This is a genomic window from Chryseobacterium sp. MYb328 (assembly GCF_037572595.1).
GTDB lineage: Bacteria > Bacteroidota > Bacteroidia > Flavobacteriales > Weeksellaceae > Chryseobacterium > Chryseobacterium pennae.
Genome location: NZ_JBBGZQ010000010.1, coordinates 53738 through 71181 on the forward strand (window position 1 = coordinate 53738; position 17444 = coordinate 71181).

Sequence of the window (17444 nt, forward strand, 5' to 3'; positions counted from 1 at the left end):
TTATTTTTACATCATGATTTCTCCGCAGGATTTTCAAAGGCTAAAATATGATACTCTTAAGTATTTCTGGGGCTACACCGGCTTCAGAGATTCTCAGGAAGAAATAATCAATGCTGTTATTAATGAAAAAGATACTCTGGTACTGCTTCCAACAGGTGCCGGAAAATCATTATGCTATCAGCTTCCGGCTTTATTAAAAGAAGGAACCTGTGTAGTAATTTCCCCTTTGCTGGCTTTAATGAAAGATCAGGTGAATCAGCTTAAATTCCGTGGTATAGAAGCAGAATATCTATCTTCTGAACTTGATGAGTATGATGCTGAGACTATTTACAACCGTTGTAAAGAAGGTCTTACCAAACTCCTTTATGTATCTCCGGAAAGATTAACCAATCTTCAGTTTCTGCAAAATATTGAAGAAATTGAATTATCATTCATTGCCGTTGATGAAGCACACTGTATTTCTGAATGGGGACAGGATTTCCGTCCGAGTTATCAGAATATTAAAGGCTTCAGAAATAATCATCCGGAAATTCCATGTTTAGCATTAACGGCTACAGCAACACCAAAGGTACTGGAAGAGATCAAAAACAAACTTGAACTAAGAAACCCTTCTGTTTTTCAGAAGAGTTTTAAAAGAAATAATATTAAAATCTTCACAGAAGAAGTTTCTGATAAATTCCAGCGGGTTCTAGATATTTTGAAATACAATACAGATTCAGGAATCGTATATGTAAGAACCAGAAAGGAAGCAGAACTCCTCGCAGAATTCTTAAAGAAAAATCAGCTGAATAATGTAGATTATTTTCATGCAGGTTTAACAACAAAAGAAAAAAATACAAGGCAAAATACCTGGAACAATAGTGACAATCAGGTCTTAATTTCTACCAATGCTTTTGGAATGGGTATCGACAAAGATAATGTCCGCTTTGTTCTCCATTACTCTCCTGCAGCCTCGCTTGAAAATTATTATCAGGAGATAGGAAGAGCGGGAAGAGATGGCCAAGAAAGTTTTGCATTTATGCTTTGGAACAAACAGGAACTTTTGAATTTTGATCAAATCCTGAAAAATCAGACTCCGAACAAAGCAGAATTTCTGAAAATCATCAGCTACCTCTACTCTATTTTCCAGGTAGCAGAATTCGAATTACCAGAGAAAACATTCCAGCTGAATACAGCCGGCATACAAAACTTCACAAGGTTATCAAAAGCCAAGATCAATAACGTTCTCAATTTCCTCCATAACCAGGAAATCATTTATTACAATGACAATAAGAGCCTATCATCTCTGGAGCTTTTTATTAAATCTGATGAAATAGATCAGCTGCCCCAAAAAGATGCTTATTTCATAGAGCTTCTTCTCCGTAGCATGTCCGGAATTACTACACATAAAATACTGTTCAGTGAGCAGCAGGTCAGCAATAAAATTCAGGTCGGTGTTCCTTTGATTAAAGAACGTTTAAAAGAACTTCAACAGAAAAATTATCTTGAATACATAGACGGAGCCCTATCAAGCATAAAGTTTCTGAAACCCCGTGATGAAAGAGCTGTGAATAACGCTTATTGGAAGCTTTTTGAACATATTCAGAGAAACAAAATCCAGAAATGGGAAGAAATGAAGTTCTATTCGGAGGATAAAGACTATTGTAAAATGAAGCTTATCCTTGCTTATTTCGGAGAAAAAAATTCAAAGAACTGCGGCCAGTGCTCTGTATGTGAAAAGAACAAACAATCTATTTTTGGAAAAAATATTTCCCAACAGATCATTAATTTACTGGCAAAAAGATCAGCAACTATAGAGGAATTGTCTGTACAGTTAAGCTATCATTCCAAAGAAAGTATACTGGAAAACTTAATTTTTCTATTAGACTCCGGAAAGGTAAAAATGCTGAATTTCAGAACGTATGCACTGAATCATGAGTAATAAGAATAAAGAAGCAAGAGCAGGATTTAAATTTTAATTTAAAATTTTAGAAAAAACATTTTCTCTTCTCTCAACTCTTATACACTGCCCACTCTCAAAGCAAAAACTTATCTTTGCAGTATGAAATCATTGAAAGTCGTTTTTTTAGGTACTCCTGAGTTTGCAAAAACTTCTTTGGAGGCTATTCATCAATCTCATCATCAGGTAGTAGGCGTGGTAACTGTTGCAGATAAAGCAAGCGGACGTGGTCAGAAAATCAATCAGTCCCCTGTAAAAGTGTATGCTTCAGAAAATAACATTCCTGTTTTTCAACCGGAAAAATTAAGAAATAATGAATTTTTAGAAGAGCTAAGAAAGCTTGATGCCGATGTTTTTGTTGTGGTAGCATTCAGAATGATGCCTAAAATTCTTTTTGAGATGCCAAAAATGGGGACATTCAATCTTCATGCTTCTCTTCTTCCTGATTACAGAGGAGCGGCTCCTATCAATTATGCTGTCATCAATGGTGAAGAAAAAACAGGGGCAACAACTTTCTTTATCAATGAAAAAATTGACGAGGGGAATACCCTTCTTCAGGAGGAAATTGAAGTTTTACCTGACGAAAATGCAGGCCATCTTCATGACAGATTAATGGAAATGGGTTCAAAATTAGTGGTAAAAACATTGGATGGATTAGCTGAAAATACCATCGAAGAAACCCCTCAGCCACAGGTTGAGCATCCTAAAAATGCCTATAAAATATTTAAAGAAGATACCAGAATCAACTGGGAATTACCTTCAAAAATGGTACATCAATTCATCCTTGGGATGTCTCCATACCCTGCTGCCTTCACTACTTTGAAAATTGGCGAAGAAGAAAAGGGATTAAAAATATTTAGTGGAAAATTTGAAATTTCCAATCATGGTAAATCTGCCGGAACATTGGATATTTCTAAAAATGAATTTAAAATCTATACTCAGGACGGAGTTTATTTTCCCATGGAGCTTCAGTTAGAAGGTAAAAAAAGAATGACGGTAAAGGATTTACTGAATGGGTTCAGAAATTTTGACGAAATAACACTGTAGTTTAAATACAGATAAATTTTAATCATAAATAGAAGTCACAACAAATATTATTTTGTTGTGACTTTTATTTCTAAACGATTAAGGATAGTTAAGTAAAAAACTAATTATAAACTTCACTAAGCCTTCCCCACAATTTTTTTACGAAGCCTGCTCAGGGATTCAGGAGTCACCCCAAGATAAGCAGCAATCTGAATATTTGTAAGACGATGAACCGTTTGGGGATATTTTATTAAAAATTCAATATAGCGTTCTTCCGAAGATTTGCTCAAATTATCAATAATTCTGCGTTGTAAAGCGATAATTGAACTCTGAAACTTGAGCCTCATTAATCTTTCCACTTCCGGCATTTCATGATACAGTTTTTCTTTATCCTTTTTTGAAATCAAAAGAATTTCACTGTCTTCAAGCGCCTGAATGGTAAGTTTGGATGGAATTCTGTTGATAAAACTGTCTATATCTGAGATCCACCAGTTTTCAATAGCAAAATATAATATTTGTTCCGCAGCATTTCGATCGGTATGAAAAACCTTAAAACATCCTTTCACTACAAATCCTTCAAAATCACAAATACTTCCTTCCACTAGCAAAAGTTCTTTCTTCTTTACTTTCTGAAGCATAAAAGCATTACAATATTTTTCCAGCTTTTCATCTGAAATATCTACATACTCCCGGATATGTTTTTTTAGAGACTCCATCATGGTTTAAAAATAAAAAAAGGTTTAGAAAAATCCTAAACCTTTTATTTCATATGGTAAAAAATCATTTAAAGTGAAGCAAATTCACTATTGATTCTTTCTTTTTATAGTTGTACTAACTCAGTAACTTCTACATCATATCCTCCAACCTGGGGTTTGATATTAGGATTTTGAGTGATTACTTTAAACTTATTGATTCCTAAATTCTTTAAGATCTGCGTTCCAATACCATAATCTCTATAGTTATATGCTAAAGTAGGGTGCTGCTCCTGCCCGTCCTGATAATTCAGGAACTGCTGAAGTTTTCTTAATGTATTTTCAGAATTTGAAACGTTGTTGATGAAAATGATTGCTCCCTTTCCTGCTTCGTTCACCATGTTGGTAACTTTTTCCAGTAAAGGTTTCTCCCCATTATTTAATCTTGTCAATACATCAAAATAAGAGTCTGAAGACTGTACTCTCACCAAAACCGGTTCATCTACTGTCCATGCTCCTTTTGTCAATGCAAAGTGGATTTGATCGTTAGAAGTCTCCCTGAATGCATAAAAGTCAAACTCTCCATAGTGTGTTTTTACTTTTTTCTCTTCCAGTCTTTCTACAAGGTTTCCTTTTTTAAGCTGATAGTGAATAAGATCTTCAATAGAAACAATCTTCATATCGTGCTTTTGAGCAAATGCGTGAAGCTCAGGTAAACGGGACATTGTACCGTCTTCGTTCATGATTTCACAGATAACTCCACCTTCCTTTAAACCTGCTAAATGGGTAAGATCAATGGCTGCTTCAGTATGTCCGGCTCTTTTCAAAACACCTCCTTTTCTTGCACGAAGCGGGAAAATGTGGCCAGGTCTCATGAAATCTGTAGGTTTGGATTTTTCATCCATCAAAGCTAAAATCGTTTTTGCTCTGTCTCCTGCAGAAATACCTGTAGAAGTTCCGTTTCCTAAAAGGTCAACAGATACGGTAAAAGCAGTTTCTTTAGGGTCGCTGCTTCTGCTTACCATTACTTCAAGCCCAAGTTCATCACATCTTTTTTCAGGAAGCGGCATACAAATTAACCCTCTTCCGTGAAGTGCCATGAAATTAATAATTTCCGGTGTTGTTAGTTCTGCTGCGCAAAGAAAATCTCCTTCATTCTCTCTGTCTTCATCATCTACTACTATGATTATTTTCCCATTTCTAAGGTCTTCAATGGCCTCCGGAATAGTATTTAATTTAATATCAGACATTTTTACTTTTTATTTGTGTGCAAAGATACTCATAAAAATAAGCATCTGCCAATTTATATGAATGGTTTATTACGCTTTGGATAAAGAGTTCATGGCTTCTCTGATAATCTCGTAAGATCTTAATCTTTTCTGATGATCGTAAATATGAGAATTGATCATCAGTTCATCTACATTAAATTTTTCCTGGAAGTCTTTAAGCTTCTCCTTAATTTCAGTCTGATCTCCGATAAACGTGTATCTCAGTTTCTGTAAAACCATTGATTTCTCCATAGGAGACCAGATCTCATCCATATCATCTACCGGCGGAGCAAAAGGCTTTCTGTCATTTCTCACAATATTGATAAACGCCTGAAACAAAGTCGTGGAAATTTTGTGTGCTTCCTCAGAGGTTTCTGCTGCTACACCATTGACACAGGCAATAATATAAGGTTTATCCGAATATTCTGAAGGTTGAAAATGTTCTCTGTAAATTTTAAAAGCCATTTCCATCTGTTCAGGAGCAAAATGTCCAGCAAAAGCATAAGGCAGCCCCAGTTCTGCAGCCAGCCATGCACTGTCTGTACTGGATCCTAAAATATAAAGCGGAATATCTAATCCTTCCCCTGGAATAGCACGCACCATTGCATCAGCATTTTCTTTGGAAAAGTATCTTTGAAGTTCCAGAATCTGTCTTGGAAACTGCTCGTTGATGATCGCGGGATTTCTCCCCAATGCCTGAGCGGTTAACCCATCAGTTCCGGGAGCCCTACCCAATCCAAGATCAATTCTACCTGGGAAAAGTGATTCCAGTGTTCCAAATTGCTCTGCAATGATTAATGAACTGTGATTCGGAAGCATAATTCCTCCTGATCCTACTCTGATCGTTTTTGTTCCATTGGCAATAAAACCAATTAAAACAGAGGTTGCTGAACTGGCAATACTTTCCATATTATGATGTTCCGCCAGCCAGAATCTTTTATAGCCTAAACTTTCTGCGTGATTAGCTAAGGACAAACTGTCCTGAAAAGTATCATGAATGCTTTTCCCTTGCTTTACCGGCGCAAGGTCTAAAACAGAAATTTCAAAATTTTTCATATTGAGATGTTATTTTTTAAAGGTGATATAGAAAAATCTCCTTTTTTAAACCATACAAATTTAAAACATCTGAACTGCATTAGTTACTTTTTGTAATTAATAGGATCTATTGATAAGTTCAGGGAAAAACTATTGGAATTACACTTATATTTGAAGTTTTTATCTAAAAGAAAATTCTTTATTTACTATATTTGAAATTAACACAAATTTATGAGGCAGATATTAATTATAATATCCATTATTACTTCAAATTTAATTTTTTCTCAAAATGATAATATCGAGTTGAAATTTAAAATTGAGTCTGACACAACGTATTTTAAATCTCCTAGCTCTTCTGAATTTATTCTAAAAAGGGATGACAGGTTTTATATGTTTGCTGGGCAAAACCTTCATCCTTACACAACCCAAGAAGCAAAATTTTTAAATATTTTCAGGTCAAAAAAAATAGAATTTAAAACACAGATTTTCGATAAAATGAATACTACCTATATTGATTTATTCAAAAGAAATGATAGTATTTTATATAAAAAATATTTAGACAATGATACATACTATTTGGATGAAAATTTTGATTGGATACAAACAACTTATAAATCGGATGATTTAATTTATCAGGATAAAGACTTTTATGTTACCTCATTAAATTTCGGCGAATTTGGTGAAAGAACTTGGTTCAGGGATAAAAAAACAAAAAAAGAATATGATTTTGATTTATTTGTAAGCATTATTAATAGAATTAAAAGTGACTATTATATTACAAAAGCTAAAAAAATTTATCTTCTCGCCGATCCGAAAAAATTAAGAAAAGCCCCACAGACCAGCTATTATAGTACTTACAAAAATTCAAATAAAAATTCAAATAAAAATTCAAATAGTTATAAAGATTCTGAGGCATTGAAAATATTATTTTCAACAGATAAGAAAGACTTTTACATTATAACCTCTTTTATTTTCAATGATAGTTTATATCATATTTGCAGAGAATCAGAATCAACATATATTGGAAAAATCATAGATAAAAAAATGGTTCTTGTACAAGAACTTCCAAAAAACATTATTCCTTTTTCAAAATATTTCAATTACAGAAGTAAAATTCAAAACAACAAACAGATTGTTCAGTTCTCAACAAATGAGGATAATTTAACTGGTATAATTGAAATTAACAATAATAAAATATCATTATTTTATTTCAACAATCAATATAAAAATGAATATGTAGGTTATGCAAATGCTAAAATCGAGTTTGAGAAAAAAGTAGATTTCATCTTCAAAAACATAGGGAAAATGTCTTTAAAGGAAATTTCATCTTATGAAAAAACACTTGTACCTGTAACCCACTCTATGATGTTACATTATTCTGAAAAGAAAAATCAAGATTTTAAAGGTCCCAAAATTTATAAAACAATCGAAGATAATTTCCTCGAATTACATACTTTGTATAGCTATAATAACCAAAATATAATCGAGGGTATTACATTTAATTGGAATAGAAATCTAGAATATGAAAATAAAACAAATTTCAATGACCATGAATCAAGAAAAAAAGGCGAAAATGAAAGATATAACAATATTAAAAATTTTGTTATATCTAAATTTGGGTGTCCAAAATCTGAATCAGAAAACGATGATAATAAAAAAAACACATGGATGATTGAAGACAAAATCATTCAACTTAATCAAGGAAAATATTATCTTGAAATGAAAATATTTACAAACTAAAGCCTATTTCTCTTTCAGATAAATAAAATGATTAATCAAAACTCTTATCTCGTTAAATTCAAAAGAACTTGGCAGAGCATCAACAGCCATGGAACATCTATAGGATTGTAGATAATCTTCATCAATTAGACAGATTACAGCACCATACTGCTTTTCTGTTAGAGACCAATCAGGCTTTTATCTTTAATAAAGCAAAACATCAGTCAGAAAAAATAACACTGGAAAAATCAAATACTGATAGAAAATTTAAGGTAAATGATACCATAATTTTGCATGTCATAGATAAAATTTACTAAAATATATTACTTACATACCATTTTATACTGTTAGCCTACTGGGAATAAAAAACCTCATATGTAGCTTAGATTCTTGATTTCAGTTCTGAAATACATTCACATGTATCCAGAATAACAGAGCATACTGCTAAATCATAGACGTAATATAAATTCATACTCTATTACATTTATTGAATATAAACCTTATCTTTTAATCAATCATAATTCAATAAAATTCAATATTCCACTATAAATAATTCATAATAAAGAGAAATATCACTATATTAGTATAACAATTTGAAAAAATCTTTATCATGAACAAAAAAATCAATGACTTGTTTTTCCAGAAAGTATTTACAAAAAGAACTTTCCTTATCGGCATTGTAATCGCTGCCACATTATCCTCTTGTAGCAAAAATAATGACGAAATCGCGAGTGAAACCCAAACCGCAGCACTGGAGGTTTCCTATCTTAAAAAAGGACAATTTGGAGGTCAGGAAATTACCTATGAAAGAAAAAATGGAATGAATTTTTTCCAGGGAGACATTGTTCTTTCCGATCAACAGCTGACAGAAGAAAGCACAGCCAATAAAGGAGGTGCCAGCTTGTACAGATGGCCTAACCGTACCATTTATTATACCATTGCAGGTAATATGGGATCTATTAATGTGAATAAAATCAACACTGCAGTTAATGAATATAATTCCAAGACAAATACCCGCTGGGTTCTGCGTACCAACCAATCCAATTATGTAGAATTTATCTTCGGAAGTTCAAACGGATCAGATGGATGGGCTCATATCGGATATCAGGGTGGTAAGCAGACTGTTTCTCTGGATCAGTACATTTCGGTGGGATCGGTCATTCATGAAATGGGGCATACCGTAGGACTTTATCACGAACATTCCCGTCAGGACAGAGATCAGTATGTAAGCATTCAATGGGGCAATATTCAGGATGGGCAAGCTTATAATTTCAATAAATATACTTCCGGAACAGATATAGGACCTTTCAATATCAATTCTGTGATGATGTATTGGCCAAATTCTTATTCTAAAAACGGACAACCTACTATTAAAAGAGCCAATAATACCAACTTCACTTACAATAGGACAGGATTCACAACCGGGGATATCAATACTATTAATGCAATGTACCCTTAAACTTTAAAGCTCTGCATAAATCATAAAAAAGAAAAGAATTCCTAGGAATTCTTTTCTTTTTTATAGTTGTAATGATTAATCAGGATCCTGATCTCATTAAATTCAAAATGACTTGGTAAGGCATTCTTCCACTCTGTTAAAGTCTCATGTGGATTTTTATAAAATTCATCTTCAAAAGCCTTAATTTTATCTGAAGTAATGACTCTTGAAATATCCAGCAATCCCTGTTCAGCAAACTTAGCAAGATGACCGATAACCGTTTCTTTTACCAGTCCTCTTTCCAATGCAATTTCTCCAATGGTCTTTCCCTGTTCAAAAAGTTGGAAAGTTAAAACCTGTGAAGGAACTTTAGCGATTTTCATGCTGACTTCCTTATCATTCTTTTCATCCAGAAGTCTTGTTTCAAGAAGATGAATATCTTTTAAACTGTTCAGATATTCTTCAATATCTTCAAGCCAGCTTTTCACTTCTTCGTTGTACTGCTTCAATCCTTTCGCACCCTTGATTTCTGCATAAAATTCTTTTAATGGATCGAAAATTTTATTTCTGGATTCAGTAAAGAAGAAATTAACGGCTCCTTTTGACTTACTTTCAATTTCAGTCCATTCTTCTTTCTTATCAATGAAATTATTCACCTTTTGAAAGATAACACGCTCCAGTTTTTCAAAGATTTTCCCAAGATTAGTTGCTTCGTGTTTCAACTGAAGATACAGCTGATTAGCTTTAACACGATCTATATTTTTAGTAACGGAGGAAAGCTTATTCCACTCCTCTACTTCATTCAAAAACCACTGACAATCAATCGTACGAAGAACTTTTCTGATACTGTAATCATACTTTTCCTGATTCAAAATAGCATCTATATGATCGTTAGCAACTGTATTGCTATGAAATTGCAGAATTCTGTTGTCTTTAAAAATAACTTCAGGAGTAATTTTTGATTTCAAAACAATTCCCTCCAGTGTTCTGCAACGTGATAAAGCTACGTAAACCTGACCTGCTGTAAAACTTTTTCCGGCATCAATGATCACTTTATCAAACGTAAGCCCCTGGCTTTTATGAATAGTAACAGCCCAGGCTAATTTGATCGGAAACTGCTCAAAACTTCCCAAAACTTCTTCCTTGATCGTTTTATCAGTATCCAGGAAATATTTTTTCTGTTCCCAGGTTTCTTTTTTTACGGTGATTTCTCTTTCACTTTCATCCAGCACAACCCGAATTTCATCTTCATCAAGTCCAATGATTTCACCAAGTTTTCCATTGAAGTACTTCTTTTCTCCGGAAATATCATTTCTGATAAACATGATCTGAGCGCCTATTTTCAGTTCCAAAAACTGTTCATTGGGAAATTGATTTTCCTTGAAATCCCCCACCAGCTTTGCTTCATAAGTTTTGGCGTCTACTTTTATTTCTTTCAGCTTCTCCTGATTGATCTCGTCAGCCATTTTATTATGAGAACACAGATAAACGTAAGATTCCTTACCCATATGAAAATCCGGATCATATCTCTGGTTAAGCTGATTAAAATCTATATTGGCAACATCACCATCACGGATAGCATTCAGTATGTCCAGAAATCCCTGATCAGACTGTCTGTAAACTTTTGTAAGTTCAATGGTAACAATCGGAATATCTTTAATAGCATGACTGTCAAAAAAGAATGGGGAATCATAATACATTTTCAGAATATGTTCATCTCTCACCACTGGCGGAAGCTGAAATAAATCCCCTATAAACAGCATCTGTACCCCACCAAACCGTTGGTTATTTCTTCTGATAAATCGTAAAGAAAAATCCATCATATCCAGCACATCTGCCCTTAGCATGGAAACCTCATCAATAATAATGATTTCAACCTCTCTTAAAAGCTTCAGCTTATCTTTTCGGTATTTGAAATGGGGCATCAAATCAGCTATATTATTAGCCAAACTGGTATCTATCCTTTCTGTCGTAGGCAGAAAAGTTCTCAGGGGTAATCCAAACATGGAGTGGATGGTTACCCCACCCGCATTAATTGCAGCAATTCCCGTAGGCGCAATTACAATATGCTTTTTCTTTGTTCGTCTTACTAAATCGTTAAGAAATGTTGTTTTTCCTGTTCCTGCTTTTCCGGTTAGAAAAACACTTCTGTTCGTGTACTCTATTAAGTCAAAAAAATGATTGTTCATCGTTGTCAAAAATACGGAAATGAATTTGATTTTCTTACCTTGGCATAAGTTTTGAAAATTCTTAAAAAGAAAAAAGTCTATTGTGAAAAAAATTTTCCTTCCTATTCCTGTAATAGTATTATGTACTACACTAACTTTAGTTTCCTGTAATACGACAAAAAACCTTGATACCAATCTTCCTATAGATATTGCCAATCGGCCAGTAGATGAAGAAAGCCAAAAGTATGATCAGGCACAGATAGATAGATTAAAAGCTTCTATTGAAGCTGAAGCCAAAGGGGAAAATTGTACGAATGCCAGCGACTGGACGTTTGCTCCCATGGGCATAAAATCCTGCGGCGGGCCTCAGCAATATATCGCTTATCCTAAAAAAATTGAAACTTCAATTTTGCCAAGAATCAATGAGTATACGGATAAGGCAAGGATTTTTAACGAAAAATATAATATTACATCTGATTGTATAATGATTATGCCCCCAACCTCAGTTAAATGCATCAAGGGAGAGGCAAGATTGATTACACCGGATCCACAATAAAAAATAAAGCAAAGGTTCTATATCAAATCACTACAAAGGCTTGATATACAAAGCTCCGTCGGAAGACAGAGCTTTTGTTGTTTATATGTTAATTGAAATCCCGAATTCTACAATTCGTAATCTTTCACATTCTCCTTATACCATGATGAATATTTCACATAGTTATCTGCAATTCTGTTCACCTCACCTTCCAATAGCTGAGCGTTGATGTCCTTGATCTTTTTGGCAGGAACCCCACCCCAGACTTCTCCGGATTTAATATGGGTTCCCTGAGTAACTACAGAACCTGCTCCTACAATTGAATTTTCCTCAACGAGGCAAGCATCCATCACAATAGCGCCCATTCCGATCAGTACATTATCTTTAATTGTACATCCGTGAACAATAGCATTATGTCCAATGGAAACATTATTTCCAATATTCAGTGGATGTTTCTGATAGGTACAGTGCAGCATTGCATTGTCCTGAACATTTACCTTATCTCCCATTTTGATATAATGGACATCACCTCTGATCACTGCATTATACCAAACACTGCAGTCTTTCCCCATGGTAACATCACCAATAATGGTAGCTGTTTCAGCTAAAAACGTATTCTCTCCGATCTGTGGTATTTTCCCTAAAAGTTCTTTTACAAGTGCCATAGTTTTAATTTGAAAATTTGAAAATAAGCCTATTGAAAGTCAGTATTTCCTATCTATTTATTTTTAGTATCTAACTTCTAAATTACAGTGATAGCAAAAATCTAACTTCCAGTTTACAGCTTCTAACTTCTAATGCGTATTTTTGTATCTCAAATTTAACGAAAAAATGCGTACCGTACTTATAGAACCAACTGAAAACCCAAAAGTGATGAAATTTGTTGCAGATTACAACTTGATTCCAGGGTCTTTGGAGTTAGACAGAAATTCAGATGTTTCAGAAATCCCTTTAGCACAGGAGCTTTTCAATTATCCTTTTGTGGAAAGAGTTTTTATCACCGCTAATTTTGTAGCAGTAGCAAAACAGGATACTATTGAATGGGAACATGTAGCTGAAAGTCTGAAAAATGTGATTGAAGATGAATTACTGGCCAATCCGAGAATTTATCTTCAGAAGAAAAAAGAAATGTATCAGATCTATTCTGAGATGACCCCTAACCCAAATGTAATGAAATTTGTTTCCAACAAATTGCTTATGGAAGGTTTTATAGAGGTAAAATCAAGAGAAGCAGCATCTGAAGTTCCCTTGGCCACTGCCATCTTTAAGGAATTTGATTTTGCTAAAGAGGTTTTTATTTCTGATAATTTTGTAGCAGTTACCAGAGATAACTCTGTGGAATGGCATGAGGTAATGATCACTGTACGTGCTCTTATTGCTGATTACCTTCAGAATGGTGGTGAAATTTCAAATATTGAACCTCAGAAGCATGAAAACCCGGTAGAAAAAATCATCAACAGAGATTATACAGATGATGAGCAGAAAATTTCTGACATTTTAAATGAATATGTAGCTCCGGCTGTAGAGAATGATGGTGGTAAAATTTCTTTAATGGAATATGATCAATCTACCAAAACAGCTAAAATGCTTTTACAGGGAGCTTGTTCAGGATGCCCAAGCTCTACGGCTACCTTGAAGAATGGAATTGAAAATATTTTAAAACAATTCGTTCCGGATCTTGTAGAAAGAGTGGAAGCTGTAAACGGATAATTCATCATTATGGCCGCTCCTGAAAAAATTCTGATCATTATTGGAAGTGCAACAAAGAGTTCCAGTAATCAGAAACTGATGGAACAGATAATGGAAAAGCTTCCCAATATCCATTTTCAGATGTATGATGATCTTTCTGTTCTTCCTCATTTTGACACAGCATTAACTGATGTTGACACTCCCGAGGAAATTGTAAAGATCAGAGAATATATTGATCATTCTGCAGGGGTTATTATTTCTACCCCGGAATATATTTTCAGTATTCCGAGCAGATTAAAAAATGTATTAGAATGGTGTGTTTCCACGAATGTTTTTTCTGACAAACCTGTTGCATTTGTTACGGGTTCTGCCAGTGGAGAGAAAGGTCATGAAGAATTGTTGTTGCTTTTAAACACATTGGGAGCGAAAACTGATGATAAACATCAGCTTTTAATAAAAGGAATAAAGGGTAAACTGGAGCCTGATGGCTCAGTTGAAAACAATATCTTTGCTAAAGTATTAGAATTGGTAACGGATTTTGAAAAGTCTGTATCATCATTAAAATAAACAAATTGAATAAAAAAGGAATTTTACTGGTTAACCTCGGATCGCCCAGATCTACGGCTGTAAATGATGTAAAGGAATATCTTGATGAATTTTTGATGGATGAAAGAGTAATCGATTACCGTTGGATCTTTCGTGCTCTTCTTGTGCAGGGTATTATCCTGAAAACAAGACCTGCCCAATCTGCTGAAGCCTATAAAACAGTATGGACGGATGAAGGTTCACCTTTAATTGTTATTACTGAAAAGATTCAGAAAAAACTTCAAAAGCTGGTAGATCTTCCGGTGGAAATCGGGATGAGATATGCAGAACCCAGTATTGAAACCGGAATTCAGAAACTTGTGGATCAGGGTATTTCTGAAATCGTTCTTTTCCCTCTATATCCGCAATATGCGATGAGTACAACGGAAACTGTTATTGAAAAAGCAGAAGAGGTAAGAAAGAAGAAATTTCCAGAGGTAAAAATCAATTATATTCAACCTTTTTATAACAGGGATATTTACATCAACTGTCTGGCTGAAAGTATCAAGGAAAAACTTCCTGAGAATTTTGATGCCCTTCAGTTTTCTTATCATGGGGTTCCGGAAAGACATCTGTACAAAACGGATCCTTCCAATACCTGTAAAATAGATGATGCCAACTGTATCAACAGCCAGGTAGACACCCACAATGCTTATTGCTACAGACACCAATGCTATAAAACCACTGAGGCTGTGATTGCTAAGATAGGACTTCCAAAGGAAAAAACCATTGTTTCTTTCCAGTCAAGATTAGGAAAAGACAAATGGATTGAGCCTTATACGGATAAAACACTGGAAACAATTCCTAAAAAAGGTGTTAAAAACCTTGCTGTAGTTTGTCCTGCGTTTGTTTCAGACTGTCTTGAAACTCTGGAAGAGATTTCTGAAGAAGGAAAAGAACAATTCATGCATGGCGGTGGTGAAAATTTCCACTATATTCCGTGCCTGAATGATGAAGACCGATGGATAGAAGTAGTAAAAACCCTTTGTGAAGAAAAACTGAATGATTTCTACCTGGTATAGATCATTGAAATGAAATATAAAAAAAGGCCGCAGAAAAATTTCTGTGGCCTTTCTCTTGAAATATACTAAAGTTTATTTTTTGATAAGATTTCCAGCTTTCTGTCCGTTCACGGTAACAATATAAACACCAGGAAGCATATTGGATGGCAGCTGTATTTCTACTCTATTTGCACCATCAGTAAGATTAACTTTTTCAGAAAGTTCTCTTCTTCCCGTTAAATTGACCAATTCTACAGTTCCTTTACCAGCTTTTCCGTTAAACACTACAGTAAATCTGTCTGTTGCCGGATTTGGGCTGATGGCATAAGGAGACTCGTTGGCTGCTGCTGCAATAAGTCCCGCCGGAGAAGTTCCTCCGCCCACTCCTACTGCATTCCAGGCATTGGTAACCTGTATTACTTCATTACTTCCTGCACCATATAGGTCAGCTGCTGCCTGTAAAGAATAGGTTCTTGTATTGGCATAAGTGGAAGTAGAAGTAAGATAAGTAGTCAGTGTTCTGTAAGCAATAGCTCCTGCCTTATCCAGCCCTATTCCGGAAACATTATAGGCAAAACCATTATCGTTGGTTCCTGTTCCTCCTGTTACCAATAAGTAATACCAGAAATTAAGCACTCCTGAATTGGTATGAACGCCACAATAATCATTGGTCGTTTGTGAAGGTACTGCACATCCTGTAGTGGAAGCATCTTTCCAATAGGTTCCTTTATAGGTATCTGGCTGACGGTAAGCATTAGGATTTGCCATATCACGGATCACATAACTGAAATCTTCTCCAAGCGTCCAGCTTGCCTGGGTAGGTCTGGCCCAGCGCTCTATTGTGTTTCCAAAAATATCAGAAAAACCTTCATTAAGTGCTCCCGGTTCTCTTTGATACACAAGATTCGCTGTTTTGGAAGTCATTCCGTGGGTAATTTCATGGCCACAAACATCAATAGCAGTTAAAGGTTTTCCACCGTTCGTTGTAGAGCTTCCATCTCCGTAAAGCATTCTCGCTCCATCCCAATAGGCATTGAAAATATTATTACCGTAATGAACATAAGACTTTATAGCAAAGTGATTGTTGTCTATACTCTTTCTTCCGAATTTTGTAAAGTAGTAATCCAAGGTCATTTCAGCTCCCCAATGGGCATCGGTAGCATATTGATCCTTATTTGTATTTACATTATTCCATGCATTATCAGTATCTGTAAAATCTACAGCTGATGCGAAGTTAGTTGTCTTTTTCAGGTTATAGGTTTCCACAGCTGTTCCGCCATTTCTTCCTGTTTCTCTCAGCCTGTAGCTCCCGCCATACGAATCAGTAGTTATATTTCTGCTTCCACTGTACACGGTAGTAGCGGTTCCCGGCGTATTTATTTCATGGATAATTGCATCTGTTCCCAGAACTTTTCCATTCTTGGCATCTACAAATACATATTGTCTGCTCAATGGTTTTTCAGCATAAATATCAAACTTATAAGCAAGTTTCAGGTCCCTTAGCTTTTCATCTGTAGGTTCAGAATAATATACAAGTTCACCCTTAGGAGCAAAACTTGCATTATCATCTTTCAGTTCTTTTTTAATAAATTCTTCGTCTTCTTTATTTTGCCATTTGTATTGGTCTGCACCTACAAAAGCCAAAGCATTCTGTAAGGCTATATTTTCAGAAATATTCGATTTCTTTTCTATTCCCTGTGAAACTTTAAGAACCCATTTCCCGGATTGTCCTACAATTTTACCATCCTTTGTCTGTACAGACATCATTCCATATTCTACCGGAATGTCATTAACGGTCTGTTGAAACCGATGGGTTTCAAAGCCTAATTTATCTGTTTCAATTCCTAATTTACGAGCCTGCCCCGGTGAAAGTCTTTCAGACGTTTCGTCATATAAAACAGGACTTCCCTGAAAGGCGGGTCCGTTTTTATCAAATCTTATAAATTCTGAATGTAATCCACTTTTACCAGGAACGACTTTTGATGGGGCGTTTTGTCCAAAAACGAAAGAGCATGCTGCAACGCTTACGGCTAAAATAAATTTTGCTTTCATAATATTATTTTGTTAAATGTGAAAACGAAGGTATAAACTTTTCACAACAAAATGACATATAACTTACAAGGAATTCAATTGAAAATATAAATCATTAAACAAACCATAATAACGATTTTAAAACAAAGAGAAATAATTAAAAATAATTTTTATTATTATGAAAATTTTCCATGAATTAATTTAACAAAAATAAATAATTTAAGAATTAATATTTTCACTATGCAAAACACTTTACTGTATGAAATTTATCAAAATAGGGAAGAATAATTAAAAAATTAAGGCTATCTCTACAGAGAC

Annotated in this window: 15 protein-coding genes; 9 read left to right on the plus strand and 6 right to left on the minus strand. The window is 34.6% G+C overall.

Annotated elements, in window-relative coordinates; translation table 11 throughout:
• Window positions 1-13: 13 nt before the first annotated feature.
• Window positions 14-1921 (plus strand): RecQ family ATP-dependent DNA helicase, encoded by a 1908-nt coding sequence (locus WH267_RS11755; RefSeq protein WP_340008403.1) that lies wholly within the window; start codon window positions 14-16, stop codon window positions 1919-1921.
• Between the two features lie 120 nt (window positions 1922-2041).
• Window positions 2042-2986: a methionyl-tRNA formyltransferase gene (gene fmt, locus WH267_RS11760; RefSeq protein ID WP_340008405.1), complete on the plus strand. Its 945-nt coding sequence runs from the start codon at window positions 2042-2044 to the stop codon at window positions 2984-2986.
• Window positions 2987-3102: 116 nt separating this feature from the next.
• Here the strand turns inward: fmt and WH267_RS11765 are convergent, their stop codons facing one another.
• The 3 genes from WH267_RS11765 to WH267_RS11775 form a co-directional block, all read right to left on the minus strand.
• Window positions 3103-3684 (minus strand): Crp/Fnr family transcriptional regulator, encoded by a 582-nt coding sequence (locus tag WH267_RS11765; RefSeq protein ID WP_123320669.1) that lies wholly within the window; start codon window positions 3682-3684, stop codon window positions 3103-3105.
• A gap of 101 nt (window positions 3685-3785) precedes the next feature.
• On the minus strand, window positions 3786-4907 hold the full coding sequence (ribB, locus tag WH267_RS11770; protein WP_045500726.1) for a 3,4-dihydroxy-2-butanone-4-phosphate synthase: 1122 nt from the start codon (window positions 4905-4907) through the stop codon (window positions 3786-3788).
• Window positions 4908-4976: 69 nt separating this feature from the next.
• Entirely contained in the window at window positions 4977-5981 is a 1005-nt protein-coding gene (locus WH267_RS11775) for an LLM class flavin-dependent oxidoreductase (protein WP_340008409.1), read from the minus strand.
• A gap of 210 nt (window positions 5982-6191) precedes the next feature.
• Here WH267_RS11775 and WH267_RS11780 point away from each other — a divergent pair, with 210 nt between their 5' ends.
• From WH267_RS11780 to WH267_RS11790, 3 genes are all read left to right on the plus strand, one after another.
• Window positions 6192-7700, plus strand: coding sequence for a hypothetical protein (locus WH267_RS11780; protein WP_340008411.1), 1509 nt, complete (start codon window positions 6192-6194; stop codon window positions 7698-7700).
• A 68-nt stretch (window positions 7701-7768) separates the two neighbouring features.
• Window positions 7769-7996: a hypothetical protein gene (locus WH267_RS11785; protein WP_340008413.1), complete on the plus strand. Its 228-nt coding sequence runs from the start codon at window positions 7769-7771 to the stop codon at window positions 7994-7996.
• A 293-nt stretch (window positions 7997-8289) separates the two neighbouring features.
• Window positions 8290-9138, plus strand: a complete 849-nt coding sequence (locus WH267_RS11790; RefSeq protein WP_340008415.1) for a M12 family metallopeptidase — start codon at window positions 8290-8292, stop codon at window positions 9136-9138.
• A gap of 41 nt (window positions 9139-9179) precedes the next feature.
• Here WH267_RS11790 and WH267_RS11795 read toward each other — a convergent pair whose 3' ends face one another.
• Entirely contained in the window at window positions 9180-11306 is a 2127-nt protein-coding gene (locus tag WH267_RS11795; RefSeq protein ID WP_340008417.1) for a helix-turn-helix domain-containing protein, read from the minus strand.
• Between the two features lie 82 nt (window positions 11307-11388).
• Here WH267_RS11795 and WH267_RS11800 point away from each other — a divergent pair, with 82 nt between their 5' ends.
• Window positions 11389-11841: a hypothetical protein gene (locus tag WH267_RS11800; protein WP_340008419.1), complete on the plus strand. Its 453-nt coding sequence runs from the start codon at window positions 11389-11391 to the stop codon at window positions 11839-11841.
• A 107-nt stretch (window positions 11842-11948) separates the two neighbouring features.
• Here the strand turns inward: WH267_RS11800 and WH267_RS11805 are convergent, their stop codons facing one another.
• Window positions 11949-12485 carry a gamma carbonic anhydrase family protein gene (locus WH267_RS11805; RefSeq protein WP_115973670.1) on the minus strand — a complete coding sequence of 179 codons (537 nt, stop codon included), beginning with the start codon at window positions 12483-12485 and terminating at the stop codon, window positions 11949-11951.
• A 166-nt stretch (window positions 12486-12651) separates the two neighbouring features.
• Here WH267_RS11805 and WH267_RS11810 point away from each other — a divergent pair, with 166 nt between their 5' ends.
• Genes WH267_RS11810 through hemH form a run of 3 tightly spaced genes read left to right on the plus strand, consistent with a single transcriptional unit; the run spans window position 12652 to window position 15116 of the window.
• Entirely contained in the window at window positions 12652-13530 is an 879-nt protein-coding gene (locus tag WH267_RS11810; RefSeq protein WP_340008421.1) for a NifU family protein, read from the plus strand.
• Window positions 13531-13539: 9 nt separating this feature from the next.
• A complete protein-coding gene (locus WH267_RS11815) occupies window positions 13540-14076 on the plus strand; it encodes an NADPH-dependent FMN reductase (RefSeq protein WP_340008423.1) in 537 nt (178 codons plus the stop codon).
• Window positions 14077-14081: 5 nt separating this feature from the next.
• Complete coding sequence (hemH, locus tag WH267_RS11820; RefSeq protein WP_340008425.1) at window positions 14082-15116, plus strand: ferrochelatase; 1035 nt, start codon at window positions 14082-14084, stop codon at window positions 15114-15116.
• 72 nt (window positions 15117-15188) lie between these two features.
• Here the strand turns inward: hemH and WH267_RS11825 are convergent, their stop codons facing one another.
• Window positions 15189-17147 (minus strand): M4 family metallopeptidase, encoded by a 1959-nt coding sequence (locus WH267_RS11825; protein ID WP_340008427.1) that lies wholly within the window; start codon window positions 17145-17147, stop codon window positions 15189-15191.
• Window positions 17148-17444 lie beyond the last annotated feature (297 nt).